Raw genomic sequence first — 17,614 nt, 5'->3', positions numbered from 1 at the left:
TCTGCCTTGATCCTGCGTGTGGGCTACCTGTCGGCGTTCCACCAAGAGACCTTTTCTGCGACCTGTGCGTCAAAGCTGGTCGCAAGCGATCGTGCGAACACATCCGTGATGTGATTGGTGTCCGCGTAGGTCACTAAACCGCCCACGACCGGAGAACAGACTCCGTCGGGGCAAATCTGGTCGTTCAGGTCAACCCACACGACCTCGAGTGCACTGAGTGCTTCGAGGAATTTGGGGTCGGTGCTGCCAGTCAAAGGGGTCTCACAGGCGGCAGCACCGATGCCGTTTCTGAGCAGGCATTCGAGGGGCGCAGTTTCAAATCGCGGGGTATCTCGTATGACGACAAATTGTGTTTCCGGCGAGGAGAGCTTCGCGCTTCGAATCCAATCGATGAGATTCCATTGAGGTATTTCACCCTCAGGAGTGGATTGTGTGCCAAAGACGATGACGAGATCGGGGTTCTCATCGGCGATGTAGTTCGCACCGGATTCCCATAGGGCGCCGCAGAGGTGCCCAAGCTCGTCGACACGATCGATCGTGCAACTCCACACGTATTGAGTGCGCGCCGCATAGTTCTCGTGCGTGTAAACAGATTCCAAATACATCCCAGACGACACGTGGATGTGTGAATTCCCGAGTGCAAATATCGAGCGTTCGGACGACCCGTCGCCGATGGCTTCGACAACGAAGCAGTTCTGAGTTGTATGCGGGTCTTCAGGCGCGCACGGGATGCCTGGCTCGCGAGCGTCATCGGCTGCGTCGAGCGTTGTTGGTAGTACCGGTGGCGGAAGTTTCGGATCAGTGTTTGGCCCGAACTGTGACGCATTGACTTCAGCGATGAAGGCGAGGTACTCCTGGTCACCGCGTGCGGATGTCGTCCTAATCCCGGTTGTTGCGACAAGCGCAACTGCGGTGCAAAGCGCTATGACCGCAGCGGGGCGCAGTAACGGGAACAGGAGCTTGGGTGAGTGCGGCGTCGGCGGGCCCGCATTGGCGACCCACTTCGATAGCGGGTTCTCGACGAACCTGTAGATCGCCACTGCGAACGCACCGGCCATGAGGAGAATGAAAAGACCTTCATGGGCACCCGGTTGACCTACGCCGGTGAGAATCGCAAACATTACCAAGACGGGCCAGTGCGTGAGGTAGAGCGCATATGAGTAGCGTGCGAGGGCTGCCAAACCCTTGTTCGACAACAGCCAATGGGCGCTCCACTTTGCCGAGGGTCCATCTGCAGCGACAATGACAAGCGCTGTGGAGATTAGAGGCCAAAGCGCAGCGAAGCCGGGAAATGTCGCCTCCACCGGAAGTACGATTCCGCACGAAAGTACACCGATCAGGCCAAGCCAAGACATTATGGCGCGGATGCCCATCCCAAAGCGAAGCCAGGGTTGGAGCAGCGCGAGAAGCGAACCGCCCGCAAACTCCCACAAGCGTGCGCCCGTGTCGAAATAGGCGTGCTGTTGGTCGACGGCAGTGAGCCAAACTGACCAGCTGATTGACACGACGAAAATCAATCCAAAGACGGCGATGAGTAGCCGACGGACGGACGTTTTCGTAGCCCTTGCAACCAGTTCCGTTAGCAGATGCAAAACAGGCCAGAGGATAAATACCTGCCCCTGAATGGCCAACGACCAGAACTGTTGGAAGAGGCTGGCATTGGCAACACTATTCGCGAAATAGTCTGCTTGAAGTGCCTGTAGATGCCAGTTTTCTGTGTAAAGGGCCGCTGGAATCGCGTCGCGAGCGATTCCGGGCCACATCCAAGCCGGAAGGAGAACGTAGGCGGTAAGCAGGGTAAAGCCGATGGTGGCGGCTGCAGCTGGAACAAGCCGCGCAAACTTGCGGACGATGAAGCGCACGGGCCTTGTCAAGTAGCCAGACTCGGCGCGCGCAACGAGTGAGCGGGTTAGCAGATAAGCCGAAATGACAAGGAAGACATCGACACCGCCAGAAATCCGGTCGAACCAGATGTGAAATGTCGCCACCATGAGCAACGCAATGGTGCGTAACCCCTGAATCTCGGGGACATGTGACGGCTTGGTCGCCTCCGCTGCCGCTAGCGTCTTGGCAGTGGTTTTTCCGTCAGTCATGGCTCACTTCCCGCTGAGACGAATCTCAGCATGGTTTGAGCCAGGCTATCGCATGGCAATACTTCTATTCGGGACCCGTTGTGCTTGTCAGATCACTGGTGCAGTTGGAAGCTTCTGGCGAACGAGCATTTCGCCCAAATAGGGACGTTTTGGCCACCAAGGAATCGCTGTGTGCATTCGTAGTGAGAGTGGTCCGATGAGCGTGCGCCAGTAGTCAGCGCCGAGATGGTTCTCATCGAGAAACGTCCAAACGCCGCCGATCACGGGACGGCATGCGCCATCTGGGCAGATCACCTGGTTCAAGTCGACGTAGATTCCGCCAGCATCTTCGAGCAGTTGCCGTTGATCATTCAAGGGTTCGTAGTGGTATGGATAGGCGCAGGACTGGTCATGCGGCCCATGCAGCTTGGCGCATTCATGAATATCACTTGAAAACCGTGGGTTGTCTCGAACAAGGAGCACCTTGGTCGTTGTCTGTGAGGTGATCATGCGGACCCAATCGGCGAGGCCGGGGAGAAGGTTTTCGGGCCCGTCAGAACTCGAACGTGTCGCCATGACGACAACGAGGTCCGGTTGGCGATCCAGGATGTACTGGGTGCCGACCTTCCACATTTCCTCGCATGCGTCTGAGGGGTTTGCACGATAAGCAAACGGGCAAGCCGGAACTCCTTGGACGCGCGCTCCCCACGTCGGGTGTCGCTCGATGACTTCGAGTAGCCCCGCAGTCAATTGGACCGTGTGAGAGTTGCCGATCGTGTAGATCATCCGCTCGGGCTCGCCGCCGTTCTGAGGCGGCAACACGAAACAGACTGAAGTTCGATATGGATCATCGGCGCTGCAGTGTTGGCCGACCTCCGCCCAGCCGGGCTCATGAATGCCGGAAGCGGGGGTGCTTCCGTTGGGTGAGAGCGCTGCGTTGGCCCCAAGCATTGACCAGGGGCTCACTTCGGTCTTGGTTTTTAGAGAGTCGTCAGCTTTCGGCGGGGCAGCTGGCTCAGGCTGCGGTGAAGTCATGACTTCGGGCGCAAGGCCCAAGGGGATGAGGTCCGCGGCGGTGGGCCGAAAGGACAAGCCGCCAACAATCGCTAACACGACCGCGAGCACTATCGCGATTCGGAACTCGATACTGGCCAGCGCATGCCGCCTTTGCGGTTGCTCGTGCGCGTGCCTTGCCATCGTTCTCCTGCCGTCTCAGGCAAAAGCCTGCCACTGATGGCTCAGCATAACTAGCGGGGTTTCCCTACTTATTGAGCCGATCTTGAATTCCTCCTCCTGGTGTACGGTCAATCAGCTCACCTGCGTATGCGTCTGACGGCCACCAGGAAACACTCGGATTCAGGATGTCGGCGAGATGCTGTGCCAATGTCCGAGCGTAGGTTTCGGTGAGATGGTTGTCATCCAGGTAAGTCACGACGCCACCGCGCATGGGTGCGCAAAACGAACCTGGACAAATCGCATCGGTGAGATCAACCCATGTGGTGTTGCCTAGAGATTCGAGTTCCTTCTGCCACGCGCTTTGGTCAGCCTGCTCGAACTGGCCATAGCAATTCACATCATCGAAGCCCAAGTCGACCGCACAGTCGAAGGGGGAGATGTCGAGTCGCGGGTTATCGCGCACAACGACGAACTCAGTTGCTGGCGCTACCAGACGCATCGCGACAAGCCACTCTTCGATTCCGTCAACTCGGATGTCGCCGTAACCGGGGCCCCACCAAGTTGCGTACACGACGACCATGTCGGGGTTGTTGTCTGCGATGAAGGCGCTCGCGTTGTTCCACATCACTGCGCAGTCGTCGGGTTCTTCGACTTGCAGGTAGAGCGAGAAGTTGCATCCGGGTGCCACCCGGGTGCGCAATTCCCAGGTGGGGTGGCGTTCGACAACCTCGAGTAGCGCGCCTGTGAACTGAGTCGAGTGCGAGTTGCCGATGGTGAGAATGAGCCGCTCAGTGGTCCCGCCTTCGGGCAATATCTCAAAGCAAAGCGCGCTGCGGTAGGGGTCGTCGGGTGCACAGTCGGGGCCAACGTTGACCCAATCGTCCTTGACATAGGCCGGGTCTTGCAACGGCATTTCGAATTCAGCATCAAGCGGGGCATTTGCGCCCAGTGCCGAGATATCGGCGCTCTGGATTAGCTCCAGGTTTTCGAGGCGGACACGTTCGAGTTGAGCGGTGATCGCTGCAAAGCCACCGAACACAAGAGCAAGCGAGGTCGCGATCACGGCGGGGGCTCGCCAGCCAACGTCCCGGATCCAGCTAATCACTCGTTTGGTAACCGGCGAGGCCATGGCAGCGGTTCGAGGCTTGGCGACCCAGCTTGCGGCCGGGCGCTCAACAAGGCGCACGACCACGACAGCGACGACTGTCGCGAGTATAAGCACGACCAAGCCCTGCCAGGCATCCACGTGGTTGATGCCCTGCTGGTTCAAGAAGAAGACAAGAACGGGCCAGTGTGTCAAGTAGAGCGCATACGTGTAGTTGCCGATTCGAGCGAGGACAGGTGCCGCGAGCACCCGGCCGACACCGGCAGGGGCTTCGCCGCCCGAGGAAAGAATGATCAAACCAGCTGACACGACGGGCCACAGCGCGGCATATCCGGGGAAGCTCGATGCAACGGGCAACAGGAATCCACAACTGAGCACGCCTGCGATGCCGACCCAAGACATGATTGCTCGGAGCGCGCGGGGGATGCGAATCCATGGGTGCACAAGGGCGAGTAGAGATCCAGCCGCGAACTCCCAGAGGCGAGACCATGTGTCGAAATACGCGTAGACCTGGTTGAACTCAGTGAGCCACACCGAGCGCGCGAGCGAAACGCCAAAGATAATGAGGAATCCGGCGAGAAGCACCCACCGCACAGGAATTTTCGTAGTCCGCGCGACCAGTTCGCCAAGCAGGTGCAGGAATGCCCAAGCGACGAACACTTGTCCCTGAATTGAAAGCGACCAGAAATGCTGGAATGGGCTAGCAAGGGCATCGTTGGCCGCGAAATAGTCGACCGTGGCGGCCTGCAATCGGAAGTTCTCGACGTAGAGCGCCGATGCCACCGCATCTCCTGCGTTGCCCTCCCAGGTATTCGCGGGCAGAAGCACAACGGTGGCGACGAGGGTAAGTAGGATGACTGCCGCTGCAGCGGGCAGGAGTCGGGCAAACTTCTTCGCGAGGAACCCAATTGGTCGGGTGTACCGCCCCGCTTCTGCGCGCGCGGTCAATGACCTGGTCATGAGATAAGCCGAGATGAGCAGGAAAATGTCGACGCCGCCTGAAACGCGGTCGAACCAAATATGAAAAGTTGCGACGAGTAATAGCGCGATTGTGCGCAATCCCTGGATCTCGGGAATGAATCCTGCTGCCGCGGGAGTTTTCGTCGCTGCCGAATTGGTCGGTGCAGTGATGGCCACACAACCTCCTGGGAATCGACTTACACAAACTTTCCGGAGCCTAATGCTCGGAGTCGCTGGATACCAGCATTAAAACTCGATACTCACCAGACACCAGAAACGATAGTCGCGGCAAGAGCCAATTGGTCACGTCGACGTCGCCGGAGTTGTCGGGCTCGCCGAGCAAGCCGAATACGGGCTGACGGGTCAGTGCGGCTTACGGCGTGTGTGAGCCAGTCAAGCCGTTCAGCGGTCGCTCCGTGGGCTACTTCTCTTGCCGCGGCAATGATGAGTCGCGCATCGTCACGATGCGTTCGGTCGGCGATCTGACGAAGACGGCGCCAGTTCTGTCGCCATCCCTCGTTCGCCCCGAGGAGGTTGTCTGCATGCTGGCGATAGCGAACGGATGGTTCGCCGTCGATGAACCATCGCCCGCCGCTAGCGCGCACGAGCGCATAGATCATCCAGTCGTGCGAGCGCACCTTTGAGGCAGCACCATTGGGTATGAGCAGTCGAGCACGAACCAATTCATAAGCGCCAGGTGTGAGAAGGAACGTTGAACCCGGGCCACCAGATTCAAAGGCATAGTCGGCGAGTTGCTGCGGCTGGTTCTTTGCAATGAGCACTTCACCGCCATCAACGGCGAACGCCGTCACGTTCGATGAAACCGCGCTAAGTGGACCTCGACCATTGACACCTTGCGGTCGCGTGAGCAACTCGTAGTGGCGGCCGAGCTTCCAAGGCTCCCAAATGTCGTCCTGGTCGCACAGAGAAATCGCGTCATATCCCGTTGCGTCGGTTTCCCGAATGAGTCGAAAGAAGTTTGAAGCCGCGGAACCAAAGTGGCCCTGCTCGAGCAATTGGACTCGATCATCTTCGCTTGCGCGTTCAGCCAACAACGCAGGAGTGGAGTCGCTCGAATTGTCGTCCGACACGATGATGGTCACGTCGACATCCTCTTGCGCCAGCACAGAGTCGAGTTGCTCATCGAGAAACTCAGCTCCGTTGTGCGTCGTGAGTAGCACCAGGATGCGGGGGCGCGAGTGAGGGGTGGCGGGCATATCGTCGATTCAGATGGCGGAAGACCGGAGTCAGATCGTTCCCCATGGTAGGCCCGCCATAGACTGCATTCATGGAGATTCGCGAACTCAGCATTCCCGGCAGCTTCGAGATCACGCCGAAGCAGTTCCCTGACGACCGAGGAGTATTCCTCGAGTACTACCGCTTCGACAAGCTCGCCGAGGCAGTTGGGCATCCGCTCGACCTCAAGCAGGCCAACACTTCGATCTCGAAGCGTGGCACGGTGCGCGGCATCCACTTCGCCGATGTGCCGCCAAGCCAGGCGAAGTACGTCACCTGCACCCGTGGTGCCGTCATCGACTATGTCATCGACATCCGTGTCGGCTCGCCAACGTTCGGTCAGTGGGACTCGGTTCGCCTCGACGATGTCGACCGCAAGGCGATCTACATCGCTGAAGGTCTGGGCCACTGCTTCGTCGCGCTAGAAGATGACTCCACGGTGAGCTATCTCTGCTCGACCACGTATGCGCCTGGCCGCGAGCATGGCGTCAAGCCGACTTGCTCGACCATCGGGCTCGAGTTCCCCTTCCCGGTTGAAGAGCTCCTGCTTTCCCCGAAGGACACCGAGGCCCCAGGCCTTAACACCGCAAAAGAGCAGGGCATCCTGCCCGACTACGAGGCATGTCTCGCGTTCTACGCCGAACTCAACGAGGGAGCGAAGTAGCCATGAAGGGCATCATCCTCGCCGGCGGCTCCGGCACACGCCTTTGGCCGATCACCAAGGGCATCTCGAAGCAGCTCATGCCCATCTACGACAAGCCGATGATCTACTACCCGCTGTCGACCTTGATGATGGCCGATATTCGCGAGGTGTTGATCATCACGACGCCCGAGTACAACGCGCAGTTCAAGGCGCTCCTCGGTGACGGCTCGCAGCTCGGGATGCGCATTGAATACGCCGTGCAGCCGTCGCCCGATGGCCTCGCCCAAGCGTTTATCATCGGCGAAGAGTTCATCGGCGACGACGGTGTTGCACTCGTGCTCGGTGACAACATCTTCCACGGCACGGGTCTCGGCTCGTCGCTGCGTGCCCACGGAGAGATCGATGGCGGACTCATCTTTGCCTACCAGGTTGCTGACCCGAAGGCCTACGGCGTCGTCGAGTTTGACGATGACATGAAGGCGCTATCAATTGAAGAAAAGCCCGCCAAGCCGAAGTCGAACTACGCGGTTCCCGGCCTCTATTTCTACGACAACGACGTCATCGAGATTGCGAAGGCCGTCGAGCCTTCCGACCGTGGTGAACTCGAGATTTCGTCGGTGAACTCGGCATATCTCGACGCGGGAAAGTTGCAGGTGCACGTGCTTGACCGCGGCACCGCCTGGCTCGACACCGGAACGTTCGAGTCGATGATGCAGGCGGCCGAGTACGTCAAGGTCATTGAAGATCGCCAGGGCCGCAAGATCGGATGCATCGAAGAGATCGCGTGGCGTGCCAGCTGGATTGATGATGAGCAATTCGCTGCTCTAGGTGCACCGCTCCGAAAGTCGGGTTACGGAGAGTACATCTTCCACCTGCTCGAACAGCGCGACGCCTACGGCAAGTAATTATGTTGCAGCGGCGCGCGCGGGTGCCTCTAGCGTTGGCCCTGGTGCTATTGCTTGCGGTGCCGTTGCTGGTCATGGGCGGGGCCGCTCGGACGGCAGTTGCCGCGACAATTCAGACTGTCCAGATCGCTGGCGCTGATCGGTTCGCAACTGCCGCGCAGGTGGCACAGCGAGTGCACCCTGGCACTGGCGGCACCGTCATAATCGCGACAGGCGCGAATTTTCCCGATGCGCTTGCTGCCGGGCCGGTCGCTGCGAAGCTTGGGGCGCCTATCTTGCTCACGCATGGCGATTTCGTTCCTGGGGCGACTGTAACGGCACTCCAACGGCAGGCTCCGGCCGAGGTGATCGTTATCGGCGGGACTCCAGCTGTTCCGGAGTCGGTCGTAGAACAAATCCAGCGACTCCTGCCAAACACCGAAGTGGAACGAATCGCCGGCAGTAACCGGCATGAAACCGCGGCGCTACTTGCAACTCGGTACTTTCCAAACGTTGGGGAAGTGTTCGTCGCCACAGGATGGAACTTCCCTGATGCGTTGTCGGCGGCTGGAGTCGCTGCAGCTAGAGGAATCCCTGTGTTGCTTGGAACATCGTCAGAGTTCACCTTGGCGACGTGGGATGCCATCGCTCAAATCAAACCGCGTCACTATTTCATGGTTGGTGGTAGCAACATCCTCAATCCCGGGCCTCAACCAGCGGGACTCGCAGGGGTGACCTCGGAACGACTTGCCGGTGGAGACAGGTTTGCCACGAATGTGGCGGTCCTCAACCGCTTGGTGAGGTCGGTACCGATGCGTGTCCACGTTGCGACGGCTTCGAATTTCCCCGATGCTCTAGTTGGTTCCGCGCTTGCTGCTGGAGGGGCGCCGATCCTGCTCACGCGAAGTGACTGCACCACTCAACAAGTCGTTGACACGGCGAATCGCTTGCTCGGCACCACTACCCATTCGGGTACGGCAACGATCGTGCGAGTTGGTGCAGGAATTCAACCCCGCTCGGTCACGACCGTGTGCTTTCCGTGGGGAAACGCGGTGCCGAAAGACACCACCTCACCATCGAGCCTGACCGTGCTCGTGAACAAACGAAACCCGTTGCAGCCGGTGGACTACTATCCACACGATTTGGTTTACGCCTCCGCAGTTGGTGTGCCATCGATCAATGGTCACGCACTTCGGCGAGACGCGATGACGCAGTTGCAACGAATGTATGCCGATGCTGTCGGAGCCGGAATCTATCTCAACCTGGTCAGTGGCTTCCGTAGCTATGGGTTGCAATCCCAGCTCTATCAAAATGCGGGCCCCAACCGCGATCAAGACACGATGCGACCCGGCTACAGCGAGCACCAAACTGGTCTCGCTGCCGATCTGGGGGCATTCGCTGAAGGTTGCACTCTCGACACGTGCTTCGGCGGCACACGGGCGGGCCAGTGGCTTGCGGCCAACTCATGGCGCTACGGGTTCATCCTGCGCTATCCGCAAGGGCAAACCCACATCACTGGGATCATGTACGAGCCCTGGCACTTCCGATTCGTTGGGCTGCAAACAGCGTTGGAATATTGGAATTCTCCATATCAAACCTATGAAGGATTCCTTTGGGCTTCCGCGGCACCCAACTACTAGCGCAGGGCAAGAGCTACTGGTTGCGAATCAGTCGACGCTCTTCGGCTTTCGGCAGCGGGTACTGCTCGTTCAGGGAAGACCAAAAGGCAACCTTATCGAGAATGAGCGGGCCGTATTGATTGGTTTCGTGAAGCACAAATTCCACTTCAATGTCTTTGGCCCGCAGGTTCCAGCCACGACTGAGTGCCAGTCGACTCATCCACGCGTCTTCGATGAATAGGCCAAGCTCAGGAAGCGCGGTGAAGAACTCGTCGTCGGCGACAAGTTCGATGTCGCAGACGCAACCGCAGGTCGCGGCATAGTCGGCTTCTTCGCCGTTGAGAGCGCGTTCCCGTTGCCAGTAGTCATCCGGGTTCGCCCGCCAAGACCAGAAACTGGCGATAGTTCGCTCGCCGCCCGCGAGGAGAAGCTCGCTGAGTGCGTGAGGACCGATGAGTTCGTCGTCGTCAAGCATGAGGAAGTTACCTCGAACACCTGCCGTGTAGAGCCATCGAGCGACGATGAAACGAGCGACGCCGCGAATGTTATGCGGACTCGCAACGAGCTCGATACTGTCAATTGCTCCCGTCGGGCGGAAGGCCGCGATTCGCTCTTCGTACCAATCTTGATCTGGCGCGCAGTTGTTCCAGAAGATGAGGCGCAAGCGAGGCCGAGGTTCACCGCCCACGCCTACTTGGGCATCAATACGCTCAAGTAGTTCATCAATCTGCTTCGGTCGATTCCAGAGGCAGATGATGAGTGGTATTGACCCGATTGAAGGCTTGCCAAAGAGTTGAACTGGAGTAGGCGGAGAAGGCCACAGCTCGTGGAACTTAGTGAAGGCTTCGGCGCGCTGTAACAGGCGGGATCTCTCGCCAAGATCCTCGGCACTCCACCTGGCATTTGAGTGATCGTCTGAGGTCGCCCCATCGCCACGAAAGCGAAGCACGGCTCGGCGAAGCGGCCCAATTGAGGCCAGGAGCTGGCGAATATCGTGTCGTAGCAATCCGCTAGCCCTTTCTGAGGAGTCGTTGCATCAGAACGCGCGGTCGGCTGACGACTGACCGTGCCACCTTCAAAAACTTATTCTTGCGTTCGTGCCAGCCGTATCGAGGAGTGAGCACGCGTGCAGTCAATCGAATGGCCGGGTTGCCGAGCAGTCTCGCAATGTAGGTGTTGAGGTCGTTCACAGTGGCAGATGCAGAAGCTGCCTGCGCACGAGTAGCCGCAAGTTCTGCATCAAGTTGCTCAATTCGTTCATCGGCTTGCTCCCGCTTGAGCACCGCGCTGTAGAAGTCAGCCTCGCGATAGGCAGTGTTGGCGCGCCATTCGGCAGCCTCGACCATCCACGGGCCCACCGCTTCGAAGCGCTTGCGCAGCTCACGTTCGTCGGTCATCCACACTGGGTCGGCCAAAGATTCGCCAAGCCGTTCAGGGAGCCGTGCGCCATTTAGGAGCAACTGTTCCAACTCTTCACGCAGGCGTGCATCGTGCACAAAGCCTGGAGTGCTCGTTGTGCCGTCCGCATCAATCACCGGGTGGCGGGCAACGAACACGTGGTCGAGTTCACCGCGCTCGTGCCAGCGCGCATCTCGCATTCCGTGATGGCGCGGTGACGGCGTACGGCCAGAGACCGAATAGGCAGCGGCTGTGGTTTCGACGCGGTGTTGATAGCGCGACCAAGTGCGATAGGGGAGGTGGAGCACCTCGAGTCGAGCGGACTCAGGGACATCGGCGGCAGGAGTCAGCGGCAAGCTCGTCGCGTGATTCCCTTGGACCACTTCGACGAGGGCATTCCCTCGATGTACGCAGTCCTGAGTTGGGTGGGCGTGGAGGCCAACAGCGTTGAGTTCTGATTCAGTTCGTTCGTCACGCCATACATGAGACCTGATGGCCGAGCCGGATTCGAGTGGCCGCCCGAAAAGGTTGTGCACCGGCACATCGAAGCTCTCGATCGATGTCGGTGCATTCCTGAGGGCCGCTGCCACCGTTCCGCCAGCACTCGCGAACCAGAATTCATCAGCATCCGCGTTGATGACCCATTCCGCGCCGTGTTCCACGTATGCGCGTCGTGCCATACGTGTGACGACTTCGGCCTGTTGCTTTTCGTGCCGCGGATCATCGTGGAGCTCGACCACTCCCAGCGCCGCATAGTCGGCGAGCACCTCACGCGTGCCATCGACAGAGCCGTTGTCAGTAGCGATGATGAGGTCAATGCCCTGGGCGAGATGGTGCTCGATCATTGCCGCTATGACGTCGACCTCATCGCGCACCATGAGGGTCATGACGATTGGCTTTGGTCCAGTCACGTTGGGCTCCTTCGTGCGATCGGCCAGGTAGCTAGCTCACGGTTACGGCTGCCGGTGTGTACTGCATTCCGGCGCTTCGATCATCTGTTTCAGCGAGGAAAGCACCGGCGTCATCGAGTCGATGCACCTCGAAGTGCGTCTCATCGAAGAAAGCTGCACTCACCGTGTATTCCCCGCGAGGCAGAATGAGGCCCGGAAGTGCAAAGCGGATCGTGTGCTGGCCAGCGTTGATTGGCTCGTAATTCGGGTTGGCGCGAGAAGTTGTCGTCATCAACACCATCTGCTTGAGGCCGTTGGTGAGCGAGATGCCAAGGTTCCAGCGCTCGAAATCGCGTGCAACCTCCAAGTCAACTTCTACTTCGAGATCGTCACCAGGGTGCATGGGTGTGCGTGACGGCATAGTTCGAATATCAGTGATCTTGCCGAGCGCGTGCCGATTGGCTGCCTCTTCTTCACGGGCGCGTTCACGCTCGAGACGCTCGCGAACCACGCTTGCTTCTTCAATCGTGCGGAAACCCTCGCGAAGAATCGCGACCGCGTCATCCGGTGCGCCGTCGTAGATCACATTGCCCTGTCCGAGCACGAGCGCGCGCGTACAGAAGTCGGTGACCTGAGAGAGGTTGTGCGTCACCATGATGATGGTGCGACCCTCTTCCTGAAACTCGCGAATCTTGTTCAAACACTTGTTTTGGAAGGGTTCGTCACCGACCGCAAGCACTTCATCAACGAGCAAGATATCGGGATTGCAGTGAACAGCAACGGAGAAGGCAAGCCGTACATACATTCCGGACGAATAGAACTTCACCTGTGTGTCGATGAACTTCTCGATACCTGAGAACTCGACGATCTCATCGAACCGAGCGTCAGTCTCTTCCTTCGATACTCCGAGGATGGAGGCATTGAGATAGACGTTTTCACGGCCGGTGAGGTCTTGGTGAAAACCGGCGCCGAGCTCAAGCAGAGCTGCGATCCGACCACGGTGCAAGACTCGGCCACTCGTCGGCGCGAGAATGCCGCCGATAACTTTGAGCAACGTCGACTTACCGGAGCCGTTCGGGCCGATCAGTCCGATGGTGTTGCCGGCATCGATGTTGATTGACAAGTCACGTAGCGCCCAGAAGTCTTCCGCGTGCTTGCGCGTGCGGTTTGGATGCAGCAGGCGATCCTTGATCGACTTGTCTTGGTGAATGATGAAGCGCTTCGAGACATTCTCAACTGCGATGACGATCGGGGCTTCTTCAGCAGCAGGGGCTACGAGGGGGGAAGTCACAGAAATCAGAGCTCCTGAGCGAAGTTGCCCTGCAGACGACTAAACAGTCGCTGCGCGAGGAAGAGTGCGATAAGGCCGATCACGGTCGCGATAACCATGCGCAGCATGAGGTGCTCGGGGAATGGAACACCGTCTGGGAACTGTGGGGTGCCGTTGGCTCCCGGCGCCCAGAACGCAGCCTGGAATCCCAATACGCCAAGGGTGAGCGGGTTGTTGAGATAGACCTCGGCGACCCACGGCGGTAGCCCCAAGTCGCTTGCGGTGGTGCCCACGAACTGCCAAAAGTAGACGATCGGTGAGAACCACATCAGCAGCATGACCACGACCTCGACGAGGTACTGCATGTCACGCAGGTACACATTGAGAGCCGAGAAGGCGAGACCAAATGCGAGCGACCAAACGATGACCACCACGATGGCCGCGATCGCATAGACGAAGTGCCAGCCGAGCACGAGCGTGCCCGAGATCATTGCGGCGCCGAGGAGCACCAGGATCTGCATCCCAAAGTTGAACGCGGTTGATCCGGCTGCGGCGAAGGGGAAGATCTCGCGCGGCAAGTAGACCTTTTTGACGAGGCCCGCGTTGCCCACGATGGATGCGGTCATCGAGCCAATGATCTCGGCAGCCAGACCGTAGAGCGTGAGGCCGGCGAAGATGAACACAGCAAACTCGGGGATGTTGCGAGCTGCGCCGAGGAAGTGGCCGAGCACGAGGTAGTAGATCAGCAACTGGGTAAGCGGGCGTACAAGGCCCCAGAGGAAGCCGAGTGCGGAGTCCTTATAACGAGCCTTGATCTCGCGCTTGATGAGGAGATCAAGCAGTTCGCGTCGGTTCCAAATGTCAGCGAGCGCAATGAAGAACCCGCTAAAGAAGTTGCCACGAATGCCGGTCTCGCGCAGGGGTTCCTGGCTGAGGCGACGGTTGCGCTCGATCGTCGCAGCGGCGGCGTCTTGAGATTGAGTCATGTCTCGTTTCGGTCTGACGGACCCGCGATTGCCGCGGGTGCACTTGGCCAAGTGGCCGTAATCGTTTGATTCTAGCGAGCGCCTGCCCGGAGGCCTGTTAGCGAGGTCGGAGCGCCCAGACTGCGTAGACTTGACTGATGCGACAGATGACCAAACGAAAGGGATGCGGGAATGGCATCGCATGAGGACGAGCTTGCGCGTCTGCGTGGTGAACTACTTGCGGCGCAGTTGACAGTCCGTGAGCTACGTGAGCGCAATGCGGAACTGGCCAAGCGCGTTGACGCCGAGCAGTCGACTGCGAAGCTGTTCGCTCAGCAGTTGCAGGACCTTCGGCATTCTCGGTCTTGGAAGGTCACGACGCCATTGCGCGTCGTCATGCGACGGACCCGCGGCTAGTTCATGCGGAGCGCATTCGTTGAAGGCATTCGCACGCAGGTGCGATGGGAAGGCGACGTTCGGGTACCCGTAGCCGTCAAACGCATCGCTGTTGTCGCGCAATTCTCGACTACGCGAAAGATGACACGATCGTTTTCGCGGCTCGTGCACGAACTCGCGGAACACGACTACTTCGTGCTCGTGTCGAGTGCGTGCACCGAGCCAGGCGAGCTTGAGTGGCCTGAGCCATTGCCAGCGAACGTGGCAGTCTTGCGCAAGCCCAACATTGGCTATGACTTCGGCAGTTGGGCGACTGCGTTCATCCTCTGCCCACAGATTTTCTCCGCTGAGCGGGTGCTACAAATCAATGATTCGCTTGTCGGCCCATTCTGGTCGCTCGATGCGGTGCTGGCTGACTTTGAGGCAAGCTATGGCGACTGGTGGGGAATGGTGCGTAGTTTCCAGGTGGCACCGCACCTGCAGAGCTTCTTTCTTGGCTTCACTCCGACGGTCCTGACCTCGACGACTTTCCAGGACTATTGGGCCTCGGTGAAAGTCGAATCCACCAAGCAGCGAGTGATCGATCGATACGAATTCGGTCTGTCAACGAGGCTCTACAACGAGGGATTCGTCAGTACAGCTTTCCTCGAGGCCCCACGCGTCGTTCACCCGGGCCTCAACCCGATGATCGACGGCTGGCGCGAGACGCTGCTCGTCGGAGTGCCATTCATCAAGCGCGAGCTGTTGACCCGACCTGAAGTTGTGACGCTTGGAGATCGGGTGCCGCAGGTGCTCCGCGACGAGTTCGACATTGACATTGCGACTTGGATGTAGCCGGCGCACGCCGGAAATAGGAAGAAGGTAGATGGATGCGTCGGATCACGAAGGCTGGAATTCAGCGTCGGATCACCAGCGGTCGTAAGAAGATTGGTGATGCGATCGCCGGTCGAACAATCGAGAGCGGACATACTGACCTCGCGGCTTCATTCAATGGCTTCCTCTCACGAAACTACGGTGCGCATTTTGTCGGGTTCCCGTCCAAGTGGCGCGTAGATCACCAGCCGTTTGAGGCACCCGCGCCAGTTGGTGTCCATTTGCACGTCTACTACGTCGATCTTGTCGCTGAGATTTGCGAGCAGCTCCGAAACATCCCCGTGCCGTTTGATCTCGTCGTTACGAATGCTTCTGGAGAAGAACTCGACGAAGCCCCGCTTCGGGACTCGGGGGCCGTGAATCTCCGCGTGCTTCCGGTCGAGAATCACGGACGTGACATCTGGCCGCTCGTCCAGGTCGTCAACGCTGGATTCCTTGACCCTTACGACATCGTGTTGAAGATCCACACGAAGAAGAGCGAATGGCGTGAAAGCCACGGAACGCTTGCCGGTAGTGGCGCGGAGTGGAAGGAGGGCTTCTATCGCGACTTGCTTGGCTCGAGCGAGAACGTGATCGACATCATTTCAACCCTCCACGACAACCCTCAGCTCGGTGTCGTTACTTCACAGGGCTCGATCGCTCGAGCCGATCAGTGGGGCGGAGACGAGGCCATCGTCGCTGAGCTGCTGCGACGCTTGCAACTTGGCTATGACCGCCGGGACCTCGAGTTTCCTTCCGGTTCGATTTACTGGGTGCGCGGGTTCGTGCTTCAGGGGTTGCGCTCGCTCATGCTTGATCGCCAAGATTTCGAGGAAGAAGCAGGGCAAGTCGACGGCACAACCGCGCACGCGGTTGAGCGAATGATCGGCATGCTCTCGAAGGAGGCTGGCTACTCGATTGTCGAGCGACAAGATCTCGAAGTCGGTTACCGCTACGGTGCCGAAGAGTTGGGGCGTCGACTCGAAGCGCCCGCCTGGCGTGCGCGCTGCGTGACGTTCTACCTTCCGCAATTTCACCCGTTTGACGAGAACGATCAGTGGTGGGGCAAGGGCTTCACTGAGTGGACGAATCTCACCAAGGCCAAGCCCGTCTACCGCGGACAGAACCAACCGTTTTTGCCGGGTGAGCTTGGGTTCTATGACCTGCGCCTCGATGAGATTCGTGAACGTCAGACCGAGATGGCGCGAGCTCACGGCATCAACGCATTCATGTATTACTACTACTGGTTCTCGGGCAAGAAGCTCATGGAGATGCCAATTGAGCGGCTCGTCGAATCGGATCTCGATCAGCCGTTCTGCATCATGTGGGCGAACGAGAACTGGACGCGCCGTTGGGACGGCGACACCAAGAACGTGCTCATTGCGCAAGAGTACGAGAAGGTGCCGGCTGACCAGTTCATCGACGATGTGATGCCCTTGCTCAAAGATCCACGCTACTTCCGGGTGGACGGTGCGGCTGTCGTCGCGATTTACCGCATTGCACAGATTCCGAACTATTCCGAGGTCATCGAGACGTGGCGTCGACGCGCTCGTGAAGAGGGGGTCGGAGAACTCCACCTCATGTCCGTTGACGTGGGCGCAAACTTCGATGGGCTCAATCAGTCATACCTCGAAGCCGGCATTCAGGGCGCGCTCGCATTCCCTCCGCACAACCACCCGTATGTGCCGCTTGGCCACGCTGGCCTAGGTGTGTCGGCCCGGTTCAACGGCAACATCTTCAGCTATGCCGGGATGTGTGACGGTGGTGTCGCACGCCTCGCAACGGACCTCCCCGAAACTGACTTCCCAGGTGCGATGACCGGATTCGACAATACGGCTCGACGGCAGTGGGAACCGGACGTTTGGTACGGCGCCAATCCCTACACGTTCCGTCGTTGGATGCGTGCCTGCGTTGAGGCGGTTGCAAACCGTGACGAGGAACATCGCGTCGTAATCGTGAATGCGTGGAATGAGTGGGCGGAGGGGGCAGTCCTCGAACCGACCCAGCGTTGGGGGAGTACGTACCTCAAGGCGCTTCGTTCGGCACTGATCTAGCAGCGCCGTTCACGTCAAGGGCTCGACCTCTCGTGTCGAGCCCTTGTCACTTTCCCGATTCTGCAACTTGCCTGTCAAACATTGACGGAGTCCA

At 58.9% G+C, this 17,614-nt stretch carries 13 protein-coding genes and 2 pseudogenes; 7 read left to right on the top strand and 8 right to left on the bottom strand.

Annotation, left to right across the window (positions count from 1 at the left end):
• Positions 1-23: 23 nt before the first annotated feature.
• The 4 genes from EG850_RS07125 to EG850_RS07110 all read right to left on the bottom strand — a co-directional run bounded on the left by EG850_RS07125 (position 24) and on the right by EG850_RS07110 (position 6,530).
• Positions 24-2,093, bottom strand: a complete 2,070-nt coding sequence (locus EG850_RS07125) for an acyltransferase family protein (RefSeq protein WP_124971975.1) — start codon at positions 2,091-2,093, stop codon at positions 24-26.
• Positions 2,094-2,180: 87 nt separating this feature from the next.
• Entirely contained in the window at positions 2,181-3,269 is a 1,089-nt protein-coding gene (locus tag EG850_RS07120) for an SGNH hydrolase domain-containing protein (RefSeq protein WP_124971973.1), read from the bottom strand.
• Between the two features lie 64 nt (positions 3,270-3,333).
• On the bottom strand, positions 3,334-5,490 hold the full coding sequence (locus tag EG850_RS07115; protein ID WP_185714977.1) for an acyltransferase family protein: 2,157 nt from the start codon (positions 5,488-5,490) through the stop codon (positions 3,334-3,336).
• Between the two features lie 83 nt (positions 5,491-5,573).
• Positions 5,574-6,530, bottom strand: a complete 957-nt coding sequence (locus EG850_RS07110; RefSeq protein ID WP_124971968.1) for a glycosyltransferase — start codon at positions 6,528-6,530, stop codon at positions 5,574-5,576.
• 71 nt (positions 6,531-6,601) lie between these two features.
• Between EG850_RS07110 and EG850_RS07105 the strand changes: the two genes are divergently transcribed.
• The 4 genes and pseudogenes from EG850_RS07105 to EG850_RS13750 all read left to right on the top strand — a co-directional run.
• Complete coding sequence (locus EG850_RS07105; RefSeq protein ID WP_124971966.1) at positions 6,602-7,213, top strand: dTDP-4-dehydrorhamnose 3,5-epimerase family protein; 612 nt, start codon at positions 6,602-6,604, stop codon at positions 7,211-7,213.
• Between the two features lie 2 nt (positions 7,214-7,215).
• Entirely contained in the window at positions 7,216-8,097 is an 882-nt protein-coding gene (rfbA, locus tag EG850_RS07100; protein ID WP_124971964.1) for a glucose-1-phosphate thymidylyltransferase RfbA, read from the top strand.
• A 2-nt stretch (positions 8,098-8,099) separates the two neighbouring features.
• Positions 8,100-9,002, top strand: a pseudogene (locus EG850_RS13755) (cell wall-binding repeat-containing protein); the annotation flags it as partial.
• A gap of 60 nt (positions 9,003-9,062) precedes the next feature.
• A pseudogene (locus EG850_RS13750) lies at positions 9,063-9,635 on the top strand (M15 family metallopeptidase); the annotation flags it as partial.
• A gap of 94 nt (positions 9,636-9,729) precedes the next feature.
• On the opposite strand, the gene EG850_RS07090 reads toward EG850_RS13750, so the two are convergent.
• The 4 genes from EG850_RS07090 to EG850_RS07075 all read right to left on the bottom strand — a co-directional run bounded on the left by EG850_RS07090 (position 9,730) and on the right by EG850_RS07075 (position 14,239).
• Positions 9,730-10,170 (bottom strand): hypothetical protein, encoded by a 441-nt coding sequence (locus tag EG850_RS07090; protein ID WP_124971960.1) that lies wholly within the window; start codon positions 10,168-10,170, stop codon positions 9,730-9,732.
• A 535-nt stretch (positions 10,171-10,705) separates the two neighbouring features.
• Positions 10,706-12,004: a glycosyltransferase family 2 protein gene (locus tag EG850_RS07085; protein WP_124971958.1), complete on the bottom strand. Its 1,299-nt coding sequence runs from the start codon at positions 12,002-12,004 to the stop codon at positions 10,706-10,708.
• 31 nt (positions 12,005-12,035) lie between these two features.
• Positions 12,036-13,274: an ABC transporter ATP-binding protein gene (locus EG850_RS07080; RefSeq protein ID WP_124971956.1), complete on the bottom strand. Its 1,239-nt coding sequence runs from the start codon at positions 13,272-13,274 to the stop codon at positions 12,036-12,038.
• Between the two features lie 5 nt (positions 13,275-13,279).
• A complete protein-coding gene (locus EG850_RS07075) occupies positions 13,280-14,239 on the bottom strand; it encodes an ABC transporter permease (RefSeq protein ID WP_124971954.1) in 960 nt (319 codons plus the stop codon).
• A 171-nt stretch (positions 14,240-14,410) separates the two neighbouring features.
• Between EG850_RS07075 and EG850_RS13420 the strand changes: the two genes are divergently transcribed.
• From EG850_RS13420 to EG850_RS07060, 3 genes are all read left to right on the top strand, one after another.
• Positions 14,411-14,635, top strand: a complete 225-nt coding sequence (locus EG850_RS13420; protein ID WP_124971952.1) for a hypothetical protein — start codon at positions 14,411-14,413, stop codon at positions 14,633-14,635.
• A 120-nt stretch (positions 14,636-14,755) separates the two neighbouring features.
• Complete coding sequence (locus tag EG850_RS07065; RefSeq protein WP_185714975.1) at positions 14,756-15,448, top strand: rhamnan synthesis F family protein; 693 nt, start codon at positions 14,756-14,758, stop codon at positions 15,446-15,448.
• 35 nt (positions 15,449-15,483) lie between these two features.
• On the top strand, positions 15,484-17,520 hold the full coding sequence (locus tag EG850_RS07060; RefSeq protein ID WP_124971948.1) for a glycoside hydrolase family 99-like domain-containing protein: 2,037 nt from the start codon (positions 15,484-15,486) through the stop codon (positions 17,518-17,520).
• Positions 17,521-17,614: the final 94 nt, after the last annotated feature.

Source organism: Gulosibacter macacae, from assembly GCF_003865375.1.
GTDB lineage: Bacteria > Actinomycetota > Actinomycetes > Actinomycetales > Microbacteriaceae > Gulosibacter > Gulosibacter macacae.
The sequence above is the reverse complement of the archived record's forward strand: the minus strand, read 5'-3'. Positions and strand labels throughout refer to the sequence as shown.